Source organism: Paenibacillus alba (assembly GCF_013204855.1).
GTDB classification, from domain to species: domain Bacteria; phylum Bacillota; class Bacilli; order Paenibacillales; family NBRC-103111; genus Paenibacillus_E; species Paenibacillus_E alba.
The window spans coordinates 661,843-678,158 of record NZ_JABMKZ010000003.1; the positions used below are offsets into that span (position 1 = coordinate 661,843).

A 16,316-nucleotide genomic window follows, 5' to 3' on the forward strand; every position below is an offset into this window, starting at 1 on the left:
GGCTGAAGACAAACACTCTCCTCAGGAGAGTGTTTTTATTTGTATAATCCGAGACTCCCTTTCTCATAATAAGCAAGAAAAGGCTGTAATTTGAAAAGTGAGGTTGAGAAGGGGAATGAATAAACGATTAATTGTACTTACCTTTTGTATTGTTTTCGTACTTGTTGTCGCTTTTCAGTTGAAGGGAAAATTCAATCCGCCAGCAGAAGAAACGTTTAGTAAAAATGAAGTACGTTATGGTGCCACAGGGTCAGATGTCAACGAGCTGCAAGGAAGATTGAAGTTCATTGGCTTTTATAATGGCAGTATAGACGGAGATTACGGGTATAAGACGTTAACGGCTGTGAAACGATTCCAAGGCGAGTTCGGAATGACCGTTGATGGTATTGTAGGTCCCAAAACGAAGCTTCGGTTATGGGAAGCTACGAAAAACTGGAGGCCAACGGCTCCGACTACTGGCGGTAGCGGCAGTTCTGGCAGCAGTGGCTCTGATCAAACAGCTTCTGATCAAAAACCAGCAAACCTGGTGCCCTCGAATAACTTAGGCTTGTCCGAGCAGGATATTAATCTCATGGCTAATGCGGTTCATGGGGAGGCTCGTGGAGAGCCTTACGTAGGACAAGTGGCGGTAGCGGCGGTTATTCTGAATCGTGTGAAATCGGCGAGCTTTCCTAATACGGTTTCGGGTGTGATTTTTCAACCAGGCGCGTTCACGGCAGTAGCCGATGGTCAAATTTGGTTAACTCCGAATGAATCAACGAAAAAAGCAGTTAGAGATGCTTTAGGAGGTTGGGATCCAACGGGGGGCTGTATTTACTACTTTAACCCGGTGACAGCAACTTCGAAATGGATCTGGAGCAGACCACAGGTCAAGAATATTGGCAAGCATATTTTTTGTAAATAATTTAACGGTGGACAAGGAGAAGGAACCAGCTTTGGTTGCTTCTCCTCTTCGTATAGGAATATAATGGGTGTATATCATGGAAGTAGAAGGGAGACAGACCTTTGAAGCATAACCAATTTGAGCGCCGTACATGGAATCATATTCGGTTGCATGTACTGCCGACAGATCGATTTAAAACGTTTGCGATTTCTGTGTACATAGGTCGTCCCTTAGAGGAAGCAACAGTTACGAATACGGCGTTAACGCCTTTTGTTCTGCGTAGAGGCACAGAATTACGACCGGAAACGAAGCAATTTCGAGAGCATTTGGATGATTTATATGGAGCCGGCTTCGGTTTTGATATTTACAAGCGTGGGGATTATCAAATTGTGCAGATGCGCATGGATATCATCAATGACCGGTTTGTGAAGTCTGCACAATCCTTGTTACAGCAAGGATTAGATTTTGTTGGCGAAACATTGACGCGCCCGGCCCTTGAGAATGGACATTTCCGCGGGAAATATGTAGATTCCGAGAAACAGACGCTGCAAAAGCGGATAGAATCCGTCATTAACGATAAAATTCGTTACGCGGCAGAACGTTGCATCGAAGAAATGTGCAGCGACGATCCGTATCGCTTGCATCCCCTCGGTAAAATTACGGACCTCGACCATATCAATCCGGAGCAGCTTTACGAACAATATAAACAGTGGCTTCAGACTGCTCCTCTAGATATTTATGTTGTAGGGAATACAACACTATCTGAGGTTGAGGACATCGTGAAGCGGGCATTCTCGATTGAACGCCAAGAGGATGTTACTTATGTAACTTCCGCGCCGCGTGGAGCTATTGGCGAAGTGAAGATCGTTGTAGAACGCTTGGATGTTAATCAAGGGAAACTAAACATGGGCTTGCGTACGAACCTTTCCTATCGGGATGAGAAGTATCCAGTAGCACTTATGTATAACGGAGTCCTCGGTGGATATCCGCACTCCAAGTTATTTATTAATGTTCGTGAGAAAGCCAGTTTAGCTTATTACGCCTCTTCACGTTTTGATGGACATAAGGGAATCTTGACGATCCAATCAGGCATCGAGATGGCCAATTATGAGAAAGCGGTAGATATCATTCGCAAGCAGCTTACAGCCATGGAACAAGGGGATATCAATGAGATCGAACTGAGCCAAACACGAGCGATGATATCGAATCAGCTTCGTGAAATTCAAGATTCGGCATTTGAACTGATTTCTTTTGACTTTAATGCGATTTTGTCAGGCAAAGAAAGAACAGTTCCAGGTCTGATTGAAGCTGTGGAGCAGGTTGATGTTGCCGCTATTGCCGAAGCCGCTAAACGCGTTCAACTGGACACGATATACTTCTTACGGGATCAGAAGGGAGAGTAGACCATGCAGGTAATTCCTTATCCACACTTGGGTGAAACGATTTATCACGAGAAGCTTGATAATGGGCTACATGTGTTTGTTCTTCCGAAGGAAGGGTTCCAGAAAACATATGCCACTTTCACGACGCAATACGGTTCGATCGATAATTATTTTCAGGTTAAAGGTAAAGAGGCAGTGCGGGTACCGGATGGCATTGCTCATTTTCTGGAGCACAAAATGTTTGAAGAACCGGAAGGAGATATCTTCGCTACGTTTGCTTCCAACGGGGCTTCGGCCAACGCGTTCACAAGCTTTGATCGGACCGCTTATTTGTTCTCTTCCACCAATCACTATCTAGAAAATTTAACGACATTAATTAATTTCGTGCAAAACCCTTATTTTACAGATGAAAATGTAGAAAAGGAAAAGGGCATTATCGGTCAGGAAATCAAAATGTACGAGGATAATGCCGATTGGAGAAGCTATTACGGGTTGATTGAATCTCTATACGCCAAACATCCTATCCATATTGATATTGCTGGTACGGTGGCATCTATCGCCGAAATCACCAAGGATACGTTGTATGAGTGCTATCACACTTTCTATCACCCAAGCAATATGAGCTTGTTTGTTGTAGGCGGGGTAGATGCAGAAGAGGTGCTATCCTTAGTCAAAGCCAATCAAGCCGCCAAAAGCTTTGCTCCACAAGGCAGCATCGAGCGCTTTTTCCCGGATGAGCCACTGGAAGTGAATGAAGCTCGAAGAGTTATCAATTTGCCCGTATCTATGCCTAAGTGTCTTATCGGTTTCAAGGAAGAAGCGCCTAATGTCAGCGGCAAAGATCTGTTAGTCAAAGAGCTTACAACCAAATTAATGCTGGATATTCTCTTTAGTTCCAGCTCCGCGATTTATGAAGCGCTGTATGATGAGCAGTTGATTTCCGATAATTTTGGGCATGAATACAACTGCAGCGACGGTTATGCCTTCTCGATGCTAGGCGGGGATACCAAAGATCCCAATCGACTTGTTGAGCGCATTCGTGAAGAAGTGGAAAAGCGTAAAGACATCGGTCTGGATGAAGTAACTTTTGAGCGAAGCCGGAAAAAGAAGATCGGTAATTTCCTTAGGATGATGAACTCACCCGAGTCTATTGCGAATGAATTTACCAAATACCGTTTCAAAGGGATTGATTTGTTCGATATTTTGCCAGTGTATGAGCAGCTTACGCTGGAAGATGTGAATCTGCGGTTCCGTGAGCATTTCAACTGGAATCAGCTAGCTGTATCTATTGTGCAAAGTCGTGAGTTGTCGTGAGTTTATCGAAGCCATTCAGTGAACAAACGGTTCTCATAACAGGCGCGAGCCGGGGGATTGGCGCAGCCGTTGCTGAACGCTTTGCCGCGGTAGGGATGAATGTTGTTATCCACTACCGCGAATCCCATGAGGCAGCGAATGAAGTAGCTAGGTCCTGCATGAAGCATGGGGCCAAGGTATTGACAGTATCGGCAGATGTGAAATCACGAGAACAAATCATCAAGATGCAGGAAAAGCTGGAGCAGAAAGAAATGATACCGGATATCATCGTTAATAATGCCGGAATAGCGCATTATGGGCTGCTTGCTGATGTGAGTGAAGAAGATTGGGACTTAGTTATGAATGTGAACTTGAAGGGAGCCTTTCTGTGCTCGCAGACGTTCATGGGCGCTATGGTTAGACAGAAATACGGCCGAATCATCAATGTTTCTTCCATTTGGGGCATCTCTGGCGCTTCTTGCGAGGTTGTTTATTCCACAGCCAAAGGGGGGCTCAATGCCTTCACCAAAGCATTAGCCAAGGAGCTTGCTCCATCAGGAGTGACGGTGAATGCGGTAGCACCCGGTCCTGTACATACCGAAATGATGGCCGGCTTCCAGCCGGAGGAGCGGGAAGCGATTGAAAACGAAATTCCGGTTGGCCGCTTTGCTTTGCCGGATGAAGTGGCTTCACTTGTTTATTTTCTGGCATTGCCTGAGTCCGGCTACATTACAGGTCAAATCATAAGTCCCAATGGCGGTTGGTTAACTTAAGGATTGAGTGAGAGGCCAAGTGCATAATTTTTGAGCGAGAAGCGAATATTACGTATGTAATGACCATTTCTCATAACTCAAAGGAGGCTTCTTACAATGGCTACAGTTCTTAAGGTATTTGATAAGTGGAAAGAGTTTCTTGCTGAACGTGTGAGTCAAGCGGGGCATGCAGGAATGAGTGAAGAGACCGTTTCTAAGCTCGCTTTTCAAATCGGTGAATTTCTAGCTGATAAAGTGGATCCGGAAAATGAGCAAGAGCGAGTGCTCAAAGAGCTATGGGATGCAGGAGATGAGCAGGAAAAACGTACAATTGCCCGTCTCATGGTAAAATTAGTAGACAAAGGTTAATAACCGTTTTACAATTCAATAAGGTACTATGTGAAAGCCTCCTCTTTCGGAGGCTTTTGCACGCTTTCAAGGAAGAAAGGAATCGAATGGCATGGCTATCAAGCGATTTATTGTTTTGTTAATAGGTATCCTTCTGGTTTTAACAGGTTGTGGAACACGCGGAATTCCGGTCATTAAACAGGAACTCATGGATAAGAAAATATCCGTCTTAATGTTGTCAAGCAGCAGTTTGCCAGATACAGCCAAGCAGTCCATCGATCAAGCACTCCAGACGTGGAGAAGTGAACATTTCATTGCCTATGATTGGGTCAAAGATTTGAATACCCTAGATGATCAGGTAACGGCTAAGCTGAAGGCAAATCCCTATGATTACATATATGTCATTGGCAATGAGTTGATTGCTTCCGCGGATGGTTTAATGGGACAAGGGCTGTCAACAGGGAAATGGACGCTGCTGCAAAGTCAATTAGATAGCAGTGGCACCGCAAGCACATCCAGCGATCAAGCTGCTTTCCTGAAAATCGATGGTCAGCAGATTGAAGATTTGAAATCCAACTGGCTTCAAAATTTGCTCGCAACCAATGTAGCCGTAGAATGGGTTACAAGAAGTGATCGGCCGATACCATCGGCTTGGGCGCCTTCGGAGGAAGCGGATCATATTGTTTTACTTGATAATAATGAGCAGTGGTTTCAGCAATTATCCTTTCAATCGAAACAGCATGCTGCCAAGTGGATTATTTTTTATTCACCAGCAACTGCTGCACAAGTACAGAAAGCGAAGACGCTTAACATTTCCGTCATTGATATGTCAAGTGCTTTATCAGCCCAGTTGAATTGGACGCAAATTCTGGACGATCGCCTAGCCGCTATGACAAATCATACTTGGCAAAAAGGCAGCCTATCTTACAATGAGAAAGAGCTTTTAGAACTAAAAATTAAATAAATTTTGTGTATTTTTATGAGTCTTAAGAAGGATATTGACGAAAATTGTAGAAATTAAAGTAGGTAACAAGTAATTTGTTGCTGATATCATGATGAGGTGGAATGATTGGACGTTAAAGAGTGGTATATGGAATATAAGATTCATAAGAACCGTCCTGGTTTATTAGGGGACATTGCTTCCTTGATGGGGATGCTGGATATTAATATTGTAACCATTAATGGGGTAGAAGACCGTACGCGCGGTATGCTTCTGCAAACCAATGATGAAGAAAAAATTGACTTAATGGGTAAAATGTTGAGAAAAGTAGATAATATTACTATTACGGCATTAAGACCTCCCAAGTTGGTAGATATCCTTGCTGTGCGGCATGGTCGTTATATCGAGCGTGATTCCGATGACCGCAAAACTTTCCGTTTTACACGTGATGAATTAGGGCTGTTAGTTGATTTCCTAGGCGAGATTTTCAAACGTGAAGGGAATCAAGTTGTCGGGCTCCGCGGCATGCCGCGTGTTGGCAAAACAGAATCCATCATTGCGGGCAGCGTATGCGCTAATAAACGTTGGACATTCGTTTCCTCTACCTTATTGAGACAAACGGTTCGCAGCCAGTTGTCTGAGGATGAAATGACCCCGAACAATGTCTATATTATTGACGGAATTGTCTCGACCATCCGTTCCAATGAGAAGCATTACAGCCTGCTGCAGGATATTATGGGAATGCCTTCTACCAAGGTTATCGAGCATCCAGATATATTCATTCGTGAATCAGAATACACATATAATCACTTCGATTATATTATTGAGCTTCGAAATAGTCCGGATGAAGAAATCAATTACGACTCATTTACGTATACTTCCGAACCTTTTTAATGTTTTAAACGTCATTAACTAATAGAGAGTTCCGCGGGGAGGTGACCATATGTCTGATCTAGGATTCATTTTACGCAAAACACGGCTGGAAAAAAAGATATCGCTTGAAGATCTCCAGGAAGTCACGAAAATTCGTAAACGCTACTTAGAAGCTATTGAGGAAGGGAATTACAAGGTATTGCCTGGCAGCTTTTATGTGCGAGCTTTCATTAAAAGCTACGCAGAAGCCGTAGGTCTTGATCCAACTGAAGTGCTGAATATGTATCAATCTACGAATCCTTCACCCGTAGTGGAGAAGCCAGTCGTCGAAAATATTCGCAAGAACAGAACGAGTGTTCGCAACACGGAAAAATTAAGCCGATGGGCTTCAAGTGTGATGTTTATCTGTTTCATTCTGCTGATCTTTGGAATTGTGTATTACTATACATATAAGAATTACAAGGGTACGCCAGCGGATGAAAAACCGTCACAAACGCAATCATCGAGGATAACAACATCAACAAGTCCTGCGACAGGTACGAATGCCAACAGCATACCTAATGCATCCAGTGATGGTAAAGTGGCACCTCTTTCGACTGCGACGTCAACACCGGCGCCGACACCGACGCCACCTGCGGTTCAAGTTAAGTTCAGCAGCACCGAGAAGGGTGTAGATAACTACACGATTATTGGCACAGCGAATTTGGATATCCAAATGAAAATAACAGGCCCTTGTTGGATAGGTGTTGATACAATTTCTGAAGGCGGAGGCAAAAAGACGCTTAGTCAGAAGCTGTACAACTCTGGTGATACAGAGGCATTTAATGTTGCGGGTTCCGCCTATCTAAATGTGGGCGCAGCCAGTGCATTAGAGCTTACTGTGAACGGCACTGTCGTTCCAGTAGGGGATACGCCAAACCCCAAAAGGGTTCAGCTTAATTTGCAAAAAAACTAGCATTTTGGCGGTTCCTGCGCTTTCCCGGGTAATGATTGCTTGATCCGTAACATCCTAGGCCAAGGGGCTTTGGGATGTTTCTTTTTTTTCGGCTTCTTGCTATAATGCTAATGTAATTTGATGGAAAGGGTGTTTGTCTACATGAGTACAGAAAGCTCGTTTGATATCGTATCCAAAGTGGATATGCAGGAATTAACGAACGCCATTCAGCAGGCGGAAAAGGAAATTCTTACACGATTTGATTTTAAAGGCAGCAAAAGCAGTATTAAATTGGACAAGGATCAATTGGTCGTCACTTCGGATGATGAATTTAAGCTGCAAAATGTGCTTGATATTATGCATGCCAAAATGACGAAACGCGGGATCTCGATCAAAAATCTCGAATACAGCAAGGTAGAACCGGCAGCTGGCCAAACGGTTAGGCAGAAAATCAGCATGAAGCAGGGCGTCGATCAAGAAAACTCCAAGAAAATTAACATTTTGATTCGTGATTCCAAGTTGAAGGTGAAAACGCAAATTCAAGGGGATCAGATCCGTGTAACAGGGAAGAGCCGCGATGATTTGCAAGCGGTTATTGCCCTATTGCGCAAAGCGGAAATCCCGCTTGATTTGCAATTTGTTAACTTGAAATAGGTATACATACGACGTTTAATTGCCAAAAACCCTCTAGTAATAGGGGGTTTTTACATTTTGACACCCCTTGGGGCTTGTATTATACTGGTAAGGAGTGTTTTTTAGGACTATTGGAGGTTGTTTCTTTCATGACAGAAAAGGTTAAAGTAGTGACTCTCGGATGCGAGAAGAATATGGTTGATTCCGAGATTATGTCTGGATTAATACATGGACGTGGTTTTCAACTTGTAGACAACAAAGAAGATGCCACAGTCATTATCGTGAACACTTGCGGGTTCATTGATGCAGCGAAAGAAGAATCAGTGAATACAATTTTGGATATGGCAGAATTGAAACAAACAGCGAATCTCAAGGCGCTTATCGTCTCAGGATGTTTGACACAACGCTACAAGAAGCAGCTGATGGATGAAATGCCTGAGATTGATGGCATCGTGGGAACCGGTGATTTTGATAAAATCAATCATATTGTTGATGAAGCGCTTCGTGGCAAGAGACCGGTCCTAGTCGGGAATCCGGTATTTAACTATGATGCTGACCTGCCAAGATTGGTGACGACACCTAGGTACACGGCGTATGTGAAAATTGCCGAAGGCTGCGACAATGCGTGCACATTCTGCAGTATTCCGATTATGCGCGGTGCATTCAAGAGTAGAAGCATGGAGTCCGTTGTGGCGGAAGTCGCAAACCTGGCTTCACAAGGCGTCAAAGAAGTCAGTCTGATCGCCCAAGATTCAACGAATTACGGGACGGATTTGTATGATAGTTTCATGCTGCCTACTTTATTGAATAAAGTGAGCGAAGTAGAGGGGATTGAATGGGTCAGACTTCACTATGCTTATCCAGGTTTCTTCAGCGATGAGCTGATTGAAGTCATGGCATCGAACCCGAAGATATGCAAATATATCGATATGCCGCTTCAACATAGTGAAGATTCGATTCTGAAAAGGATGCGCAGACCAGGGCGTCAGAAAGATACGCGTGAACTGGTTCGCAAAATCCGTGAAGCGATCCCAGATGTAGCCCTTCGGACATCCTTGATCGTAGGCTTCCCTGGAGAAACGGAAGAAGATTTCGAAAACCTCAAACAATTTGTACGCGACGTGCAATTTGATCGTCTTGGGGTATTCGCCTACTCCAAAGAAGATGATACGCCAGCGGCTCGTCTGCCAGACCAAGTTCCCGATGATGTCAAAGAATACCGTGCGAATGCGATTATGGAAATTCAGCGTGAAATTTCAAATATTCGTGGCGGACGTCGAATTGGACAAGAAATTGATGTGCTGATCGAGCGATACGATGGCCGGAGTGATGTCTATATCGGCCGTTCCCAATTTGACGCTCCTGAGATCGATGGGGAAGTATTCGTTTCCAATGGCAATTTGAGCATTGGCGAATTGGCAAAAGTTCGTATTACCCACTCCTATGAGTTTGACTTGTCTGGGGAGGTTATTGCATGAACCTAGCCAATCGCATCACCGTAGCGAGGATTTTGTTAGTACCTATCATCATGTTCTTCTTGTTGATTAAGGTGAAATTTCCACATATACGGATAGAGGAATTCAGCATTACGTATAATCAAATTATTGCTGCTACCATATTCATTATTGCAGCGAGTACAGATAGTTTAGATGGTTACATAGCCAGAAAACGCAATCTTGTAACCAATTTAGGCAAGCTGCTTGATCCGTTAGCGGATAAGCTGCTTGTTACAGCTGTTCTCGTTTCTCTCGTTGAGATGGGTAAAGTAGATGCTTGGATTGTCATTGTCATTATCAGTAGGGAGTGGGCAGTTACTGGCTTACGCCAAATCGCCCTATTGGAAGGCACTGTGATGGCGGCCAGCAAGTGGGGAAAAGCAAAGACGGCAGCTCAAATTACCGCCATCATTGCATTACTTATCAATAATTTTCCGTTTACGTTTGTGGATTTCCCTTTTGATGTTATAGCTAGCTGGGCAGCAGCAATTATTACGGTTTACTCAGGAATAGAGTACTTTGTGAAGAATAAGCATGTCATCGATTTTTCTGAAAAAGCTTAATAGGGCAACCTATTATCCACCTCTAAACGCGGTTGCTCTTCATTGATCAGCCATGGGTAGGGGTTTTCTTATTTATAAAGGAGGAATTCCAATATGAAAGCTGAAATTGTTGCTGTCGGTACAGAGCTTTTGCTTGGCCAGATTGTAAATACGAATGCTCAATTTATATCAAGGGAATGCGCGGCAATTGGCGTAGATATGTACTTTCAAACGGTTGTTGGCGACAATGAGCAAAGATTGCTCGACACGTTCCGATTAGCGGCTTCCAGAGCGGATGTCGTCATCGTTACGGGAGGACTTGGACCTACACAGGATGATCTAACGAAAGACGTGCTAGCCGCCTTTGTAGGCCGTGAGCTGGTTTTGCATGAGCCCTCCATGAAGGCGATCTCCGAGTTGTTCCAATCCCGCGGAATACATATGGTCGAGAGCAACAGAAGACAGGCGCTGATGATTGAAGGCAGCGATCCTTTGCATAACGAAACAGGACTAGCCGTTGGGATTGCTTTTACTTATGAAGGTACGCATTTCATCCTGTTGCCCGGCCCTCCCAAAGAAATGAAGCCTATGTTTACGAAATATGCGGTGCCATGGCTGCAAGCTGTCATGACAGATGCGGTACCTCTTTATTCGAAAATGCTCAAATTTGCCGGGATTGGAGAATCCAATCTAGAGCATCAGCTGCTGGACTTGATTGAAGCTCAGACCGATCCTACGATCGCTCCATATGCCAAAGAAGGCGAAGTGACCATTCGCCTGACGACTCGTGCACAATCGCAGGAGGAGGGCGAGAAGCGGCTGCTTCCGACCGAGCAAGCGATCAGAGCACGTCTGGCAGATCATCTCTATGCGGATCAGGATGTTCCGATTGAAAGCATTGTCCTGCAACTGCTGGAGCAAAAGCAGCTAACCCTTACCGTGGCTGAAAGCTGCACCGGAGGATTATTGAGTGACATGCTTACAGATGTACCAGGAAGTTCCAAGTCATTCCTTGGTGGAATTATTTGTTATTCCAATGCTTTGAAGCATAAGCTTTTAGGCGTGCCGATGGAAATTCTGGAAGGAGATGGCGCACCAGGTGCAGTTAGCCGTGAGACCGCGGTTCTCTTGGCTGAGAATTTGATTGCCACCACGGGAAGCGATTTCGGTATCTCAGTTACCGGTGTGGCCGGACCCAGTCCATCAGAAGGCAAGCCGGTAGGGCTGGTTTATGTTGGCTTTGCACAGAAGAATGCCGAAACAGCTGTATTCACTTTGCAACTGTCCGGCAATCGGGAGTCTGTTAAGCATCGGGCAGCCAAAAGCGCACTCTATCAATTATGGAAACAGTTGAAAGATCACTAGGGTTCGCATATAATAAGATCAGTGTTAACGGAAGAACCGTAGCAAAGCGATAACTTTGTTGCGGTTTTTTGTTTGTTCGCTAAAAAGTCGAATGTATGTTCGAAAAAATACTTGGCAAACACCCTGAAACAAGTTATCATATACCTATAATGATAGAAGAAGGAAGTGAGTGTTTTGACAGATCGTCGCGCAGCACTTGATAATGCACTACGTCAAATTGAGAAACAGTTCGGTAAAGGCTCCATCATGAAACTTGGAGAATCCACGCATATGCAAGTTGAAACGATTTCAACAGGATCGCTTGCCCTTGATATTGCACTTGGAATAGGCGGATTTCCCCGCGGAAGAATTATTGAAGTATACGGTCCTGAGTCTTCAGGTAAAACAACCGTAGCCCTTCATGCGATTGCGGAAGTACAACGAGTGGGTGGGCAAGCTGCTTTTATTGATGCGGAGCATGCCTTGGATCCTTCCTATGCAAGCAAGCTTGGGATTAATATCGATGAGCTCTTGCTTTCCCAGCCAGATACGGGTGAACAAGCCCTTGAAATCGCTGAAGCACTTGTGCGCAGTGGCGCTGTAGACATTATCGTTATTGACTCCGTTGCAGCACTCGTTCCTAAAGCTGAGATCGAAGGCGAGATGGGGGATTCCCACGTAGGTTTGCAAGCACGGTTGATGTCTCAAGCACTTCGTAAGTTGTCCGGTGCGATTAACAAATCCAAAGTTATTGCTATCTTCATCAATCAATTGCGCGAAAAAGTCGGCGTAATGTTCGGTAACCCGGAGACAACACCAGGGGGGCGTGCATTGAAGTTTTATTCCTCCGTGCGACTTGATGTTCGCCGTGTTGAAACCATTAAACAAGGTAACGATATGGTCGGTAACCGTACAAGAATTAAGGTCGTTAAGAATAAAGTAGCACCTCCGTTCAAACAAGCGGAAGTTGATATTATGTACGGTGAAGGTATTTCGCGCGAAGGCAGTATTATCGATATCGGTACGGAGATGGATATCGTGAACAAAAGCGGAGCGTGGTATTCTTACGAAGGCGAAAGACTGGGTCAAGGCCGTGAGAATTCGAAGCAATTTTTGAAAGACAACAAAGCCATTTCAGAAACGATTGAGCTGAAAATTCGTGAGAACAGCAATTTAATTAAAGCTGTTGGTCCTAACGTGGATGAGGACGAGGATGAGCTGGAAGTCGCTTTCGAATAGCATTTAAATAATACATTGAAAGCACCTTAAACCTTGTGTTAAGGTGTTTTTCGTTTTAGGGGAGCTGGTTTGAATTGAATACTGAAGAACAAACAATAGCAATCATCACATTGGTTGAGAAACAGAAGCGGGGCAGGCACAGGTACAATATTTTTATTAATGAGGAATATGCCTTCTCGGTACATGAAGACATCTTAATTAAGCATCGACTGAACAAAGGCGAGACCATTGACCATCAAGTCATTGAGAAAATTACGATAGATGAAGAACGCAATAGTGCCTATTTGAAGGCTATTCGAATCATTGGCCGCCGTCCTCATTCAGCGATAGAAGTAAAGCGCAAGCTCAAAGAAGCTGGTTATGAGGCACCTGTCATAGATTGGGCTTGCGAGAAGCTTATTGAACATAAGTATCTCAACGATGAAGAATTTGCTCAAATGTGGACCGATAGTCGGATTATTTCTCAGAAGAAAGGTCGGAATCTCGTTCGACAAGAACTTCAGCAAAAAGGAATTCATAAGGAATTGGTAAAAAATGCGATGGACACCATTAATTCTGATGATGAATTTGCTGGAGCGATGAAGATTGCCCAAACGAAATGGAAACAAACTTCAGGGAAAATGATTGATCGCAAAAGAAAAACAGGGGCTTTTTTAATGCGGCGCGGATATACGGGCTCTATGGTTAGCAAGGTTTTGGCGCAAGTGAGCAGTGAGCCCAACGAGGAAGAGTTTGAAGTTTTTGATGATTCATTCGATAGTTAATGTCATTAAATAATTTTCGTAATTAGTTAATGACATTAACCATAGTTTGGGTATTAAGCAACCGAGTATTCGCTTATCGATGACATTCGCTTGACAAGCTTCTTCGACAAAAGATAAAATAACAGTGTATATTTTCATAATTTGTTCAAAATCATACTTCTATCATTGATTTTGAGGGAACAGATGTAGAAACCGCCAATTTTTACACTGTTGATTATGGATTATTAGCACTATAGTGCCTCTAACGCACAGTGCGCATTCATTTAAAAGCCATACTCTTTTCGTCATGGGGTATGTATGACTAGTCAAACAATTAAATATCGGATTAAAAAACCGAACGGAATCCCAGGCTAACACCTTGGAGAAACCAACGAGGAGGTGAACAAGATGATGACTTTCATCTGGGTCGCGATCATTCTCATTGTTGGAGCTGCATGCTTAGGGATTGGTTATTTTATCCGTAAATCTCTTGCAGAAGCGAAAATTTCCAGTGCTGAAACAGCCGCTGAACAGATTAGAGAATCTGCCAAGAAGGAAGCGGAAGCACTGAAAAAAGAAACGGTTCTGGAAGCAAAGGACGAAGTGCATAAGCTGAGGTCCGAAGCTGAAAAAGACATTCGTGAACGTCGGAATGAAATTCAACGACAAGAAAGACGATTGTTGCAAAAAGAGGAATCGCTGGATAAAAAATTAGAATCTCTCGAGCGTAAAGAAGAGCAAGTTGCCAACAAAGAGAAGCGGATCGAGGATACACAAACACAAATTGATCAGCTGTACAAGAGCCAAGTTTCGGAGTTAGAGCGGATTTCCGGTCTTACAATGGAGGAAGCGAAAAGCATCATCCTCACCAATGTAGAACAGGAAGTACGTCACGAAACGGCACAGTTGATTAAAGAAATTGAACAACAAGCCAAAGAAGAAGGCGATAAGAAAGCACGTGAAATCATCACACTCGCCATTCAACGTTGTGCGGCAGATCACGTTGCCGAAACGACGGTTTCCGTTGTTTCATTGCCAAATGAAGAGATGAAAGGTCGGATCATCGGTCGTGAAGGACGCAATATCCGTGCACTTGAAACATTAACGGGTATCGACCTTATCATTGATGATACGCCAGAAGCTGTTATTTTATCAGGATTTGATCCAATCCGCCGCGAAATTGCTCGGACCTCTTTGGAGAAACTAGTTGCTGATGGACGTATTCATCCAGCTCGTATCGAAGAAATGGTGGAGAAATCCCGCAAAGAAGTGGATGAGCGTATCCGAGAATACGGTGAGCAAGCCACGTTCGAGGTTGGAGTCCACGGTTTGCATCCGGACTTGATCAAAATTTTGGGACGCCTGAAATTCAGAACAAGTTACGGTCAAAACGTGTTGAAACATTCCATGGAAGTAGCTTATCTGGCTGGTCTGATGGCCGGGGAGCTCGGGGTAGACGTAACTTTGGCGAAACGTGCCGGGCTGCTCCATGACATCGGTAAGGCGTTAGACCACGAGGTCGAAGGATCTCATGTGGAAATCGGTGTTGAGATTGGTAAGAAGTACAAGGAGCATCCAGTTGTCATTAATAGTATTGCTTCCCATCATGGCGATGTGGAAGCGACGTCTGTCATCGCGATGCTGGTTGGAGCTGCAGATGCCTTATCCGCGGCAAGACCAGGAGCACGCAGAGAGACGCTTGAAACATACATTAAGCGTCTAGAGAAACTTGAAGAGATATCGGAATCCTTTGAAGGTGTTGAGAAATCATACGCCATTCAAGCTGGTCGCGAAGTGCGTGTAATGGTTCAACCTGAAAAAGTGGATGATACCGAAGCGTTCCGCCTGGCCCGTGATATTACGAAGAAAATCGAGGGTGAACTCGATTATCCGGGACATATCAAGGTTACGGTTATTCGTGAAACTAGAGCAGTAGAATACGCTAAATAAACAATAATGCGAAAAGTGGCTGCTACAGCCACTTTTCCTTATTTTCAGGACGATTGATGATCTCATCACCCGAACTGTGTATCTAAGGAGTATAAAGGAGCTATAAATCGGTTATGAAAATTGTATTTATTGGAGACATTGTAGGTTCTGTCGGAAGAAAAGCACTAAAAAGTATCATGCCACGCTTGAAGCAAGCACATCCTCATGCGGTCTTTATCGCCAATGGGGAGAACGCAGCGGCTGGGAAAGGTATAACATCAGCCATTGCCAAAGAAATCTATGAGATGGGCATTCAGGCCCTTACAATGGGCAATCATACATGGGATCAAAAAGAGATCTTCGATTTTATTGATCGTGACGAGAAAATGGTTCGGCCCGCTAACTTTCCTCCGGGTACGCCAGGGAGAGGGCATACAGTAATTAAGGTTAAAGACCAAGAACTGCTTATTATCAATTTACAGGGACGGACTTTCTTGCCGCCAATTGATTGTCCGTTTCGCAAAGTCGATGAGATTCTTGAAGCAGATAAGAAGAAGCACAAATTTGTATTCGTCGATTTTCATGCGGAAGCAACCTCCGAGAAAATTGCCATGGGCTGGCATTTAGACGGGAAAGTATCAGCTGTAGTCGGCACGCATACGCATGTTCAAACCAACGATAACCGAGTTTTGCCGCAAGGAACAGCTTATGTTACCGATGTAGGAATGGTAGGACCTCGGGATGGCATCCTTGGTGTTGAAAAGAATGCGGTGCTTCAGAAATTTAAAACACAGCTTCCGGTACGATTTGTAACAGATGAAGGCAAATGGCATTTCCATGCAGTCGTGATCGAATTAAACGATCAAACGGGAGCGGCCAAAAGTATTAATTTGATTCGTTATGATGAAGATCAAGTATTTATGGATTAAAACAGTTCGTTCAGAAAATTACGAATTTTCAAATTTAGTGAACTGACATGTTTGGT

General features: G+C 44.1%; 16 protein-coding genes. All 16 read left to right on the forward strand.

Features of this window, described 5'->3' with window-relative positions; all coding sequences use genetic code 11:
• Positions 1 to 115 precede the first annotated feature (115 nt).
• The 16 genes from sleB (at position 116) to HQN90_RS06765 (ending at position 16,260) form a co-directional block, all read left to right on the forward strand.
• Complete coding sequence (sleB, locus tag HQN90_RS06690) at positions 116 to 904, forward strand: spore cortex-lytic enzyme (protein ID WP_173216995.1); 789 nt, start codon at positions 116 to 118, stop codon at positions 902 to 904.
• 101 nt (positions 905 to 1,005) lie between these two features.
• The gene (gene yfmF / locus HQN90_RS06695) at positions 1,006 to 2,286 is read left to right on the forward strand and encodes an EF-P 5-aminopentanol modification-associated protein YfmF (protein ID WP_173216996.1); all 1,281 of its coding nucleotides are present in this window, start codon (positions 1,006 to 1,008) and stop codon (positions 2,284 to 2,286) included.
• Between the two features lie 3 nt (positions 2,287 to 2,289).
• Positions 2,290 to 3,579 (forward strand): EF-P 5-aminopentanol modification-associated protein YfmH, encoded by a 1,290-nt coding sequence (yfmH, locus tag HQN90_RS06700; RefSeq protein WP_173216997.1) that lies wholly within the window; start codon positions 2,290 to 2,292, stop codon positions 3,577 to 3,579.
• Positions 3,576 to 4,331 carry an elongation factor P 5-aminopentanone reductase gene (gene ymfI / locus HQN90_RS06705; RefSeq protein WP_173216998.1) on the forward strand — a complete coding sequence of 252 codons (756 nt, stop codon included), beginning with the start codon at positions 3,576 to 3,578 and terminating at the stop codon, positions 4,329 to 4,331. Before yfmH ends, ymfI begins: the two co-directional genes overlap by 4 nt.
• Positions 4,332 to 4,427: 96 nt before the next feature.
• On the forward strand, positions 4,428 to 4,679 hold the full coding sequence (locus HQN90_RS06710; protein ID WP_079408992.1) for a DUF3243 domain-containing protein: 252 nt from the start codon (positions 4,428 to 4,430) through the stop codon (positions 4,677 to 4,679).
• Between the two features lie 91 nt (positions 4,680 to 4,770).
• Positions 4,771 to 5,622 carry a hypothetical protein gene (locus HQN90_RS06715; protein ID WP_173216999.1) on the forward strand — a complete coding sequence of 284 codons (852 nt, stop codon included), beginning with the start codon at positions 4,771 to 4,773 and terminating at the stop codon, positions 5,620 to 5,622.
• A gap of 126 nt (positions 5,623 to 5,748) precedes the next feature.
• Positions 5,749 to 6,492 carry a DUF3388 domain-containing protein gene (locus HQN90_RS06720; protein WP_373291262.1) on the forward strand — a complete coding sequence of 248 codons (744 nt, stop codon included), beginning with the start codon at positions 5,749 to 5,751 and terminating at the stop codon, positions 6,490 to 6,492.
• A gap of 49 nt (positions 6,493 to 6,541) precedes the next feature.
• Complete coding sequence (locus tag HQN90_RS06725; protein ID WP_173217000.1) at positions 6,542 to 7,426, forward strand: helix-turn-helix domain-containing protein; 885 nt, start codon at positions 6,542 to 6,544, stop codon at positions 7,424 to 7,426.
• Between the two features lie 141 nt (positions 7,427 to 7,567).
• On the forward strand, positions 7,568 to 8,059 hold the full coding sequence (locus tag HQN90_RS06730; RefSeq protein WP_079408995.1) for a YajQ family cyclic di-GMP-binding protein: 492 nt from the start codon (positions 7,568 to 7,570) through the stop codon (positions 8,057 to 8,059).
• A 128-nt stretch (positions 8,060 to 8,187) separates the two neighbouring features.
• A complete protein-coding gene (gene rimO / locus HQN90_RS06735) occupies positions 8,188 to 9,516 on the forward strand; it encodes a 30S ribosomal protein S12 methylthiotransferase RimO (RefSeq protein ID WP_173217001.1) in 1,329 nt (442 codons plus the stop codon).
• Positions 9,513 to 10,097: a CDP-diacylglycerol--glycerol-3-phosphate 3-phosphatidyltransferase gene (gene pgsA / locus HQN90_RS06740; protein ID WP_079408997.1), complete on the forward strand. Its 585-nt coding sequence runs from the start codon at positions 9,513 to 9,515 to the stop codon at positions 10,095 to 10,097. The genes rimO and pgsA overlap by 4 nt, the downstream gene beginning before the upstream one ends.
• A 93-nt stretch (positions 10,098 to 10,190) precedes the next feature.
• Positions 10,191 to 11,441, forward strand: a complete 1,251-nt coding sequence (locus HQN90_RS06745) for a competence/damage-inducible protein A (protein ID WP_173217002.1) — start codon at positions 10,191 to 10,193, stop codon at positions 11,439 to 11,441.
• Positions 11,442 to 11,615: 174 nt separating this feature from the next.
• Positions 11,616 to 12,659, forward strand: coding sequence for a recombinase RecA (gene recA, locus HQN90_RS06750; protein WP_173217003.1), 1,044 nt, complete (start codon positions 11,616 to 11,618; stop codon positions 12,657 to 12,659).
• A gap of 74 nt (positions 12,660 to 12,733) precedes the next feature.
• Positions 12,734 to 13,423 carry a regulatory protein RecX gene (locus tag HQN90_RS06755; RefSeq protein ID WP_216855213.1) on the forward strand — a complete coding sequence of 230 codons (690 nt, stop codon included), beginning with the start codon at positions 12,734 to 12,736 and terminating at the stop codon, positions 13,421 to 13,423.
• Positions 13,424 to 13,810: 387 nt separating this feature from the next.
• Positions 13,811 to 15,352: a ribonuclease Y gene (gene rny / locus HQN90_RS06760; RefSeq protein WP_079409001.1), complete on the forward strand. Its 1,542-nt coding sequence runs from the start codon at positions 13,811 to 13,813 to the stop codon at positions 15,350 to 15,352.
• A gap of 113 nt (positions 15,353 to 15,465) precedes the next feature.
• Entirely contained in the window at positions 15,466 to 16,260 is a 795-nt protein-coding gene (locus HQN90_RS06765; protein WP_173217004.1) for a TIGR00282 family metallophosphoesterase, read from the forward strand.
• Positions 16,261 to 16,316 lie beyond the last annotated feature (56 nt).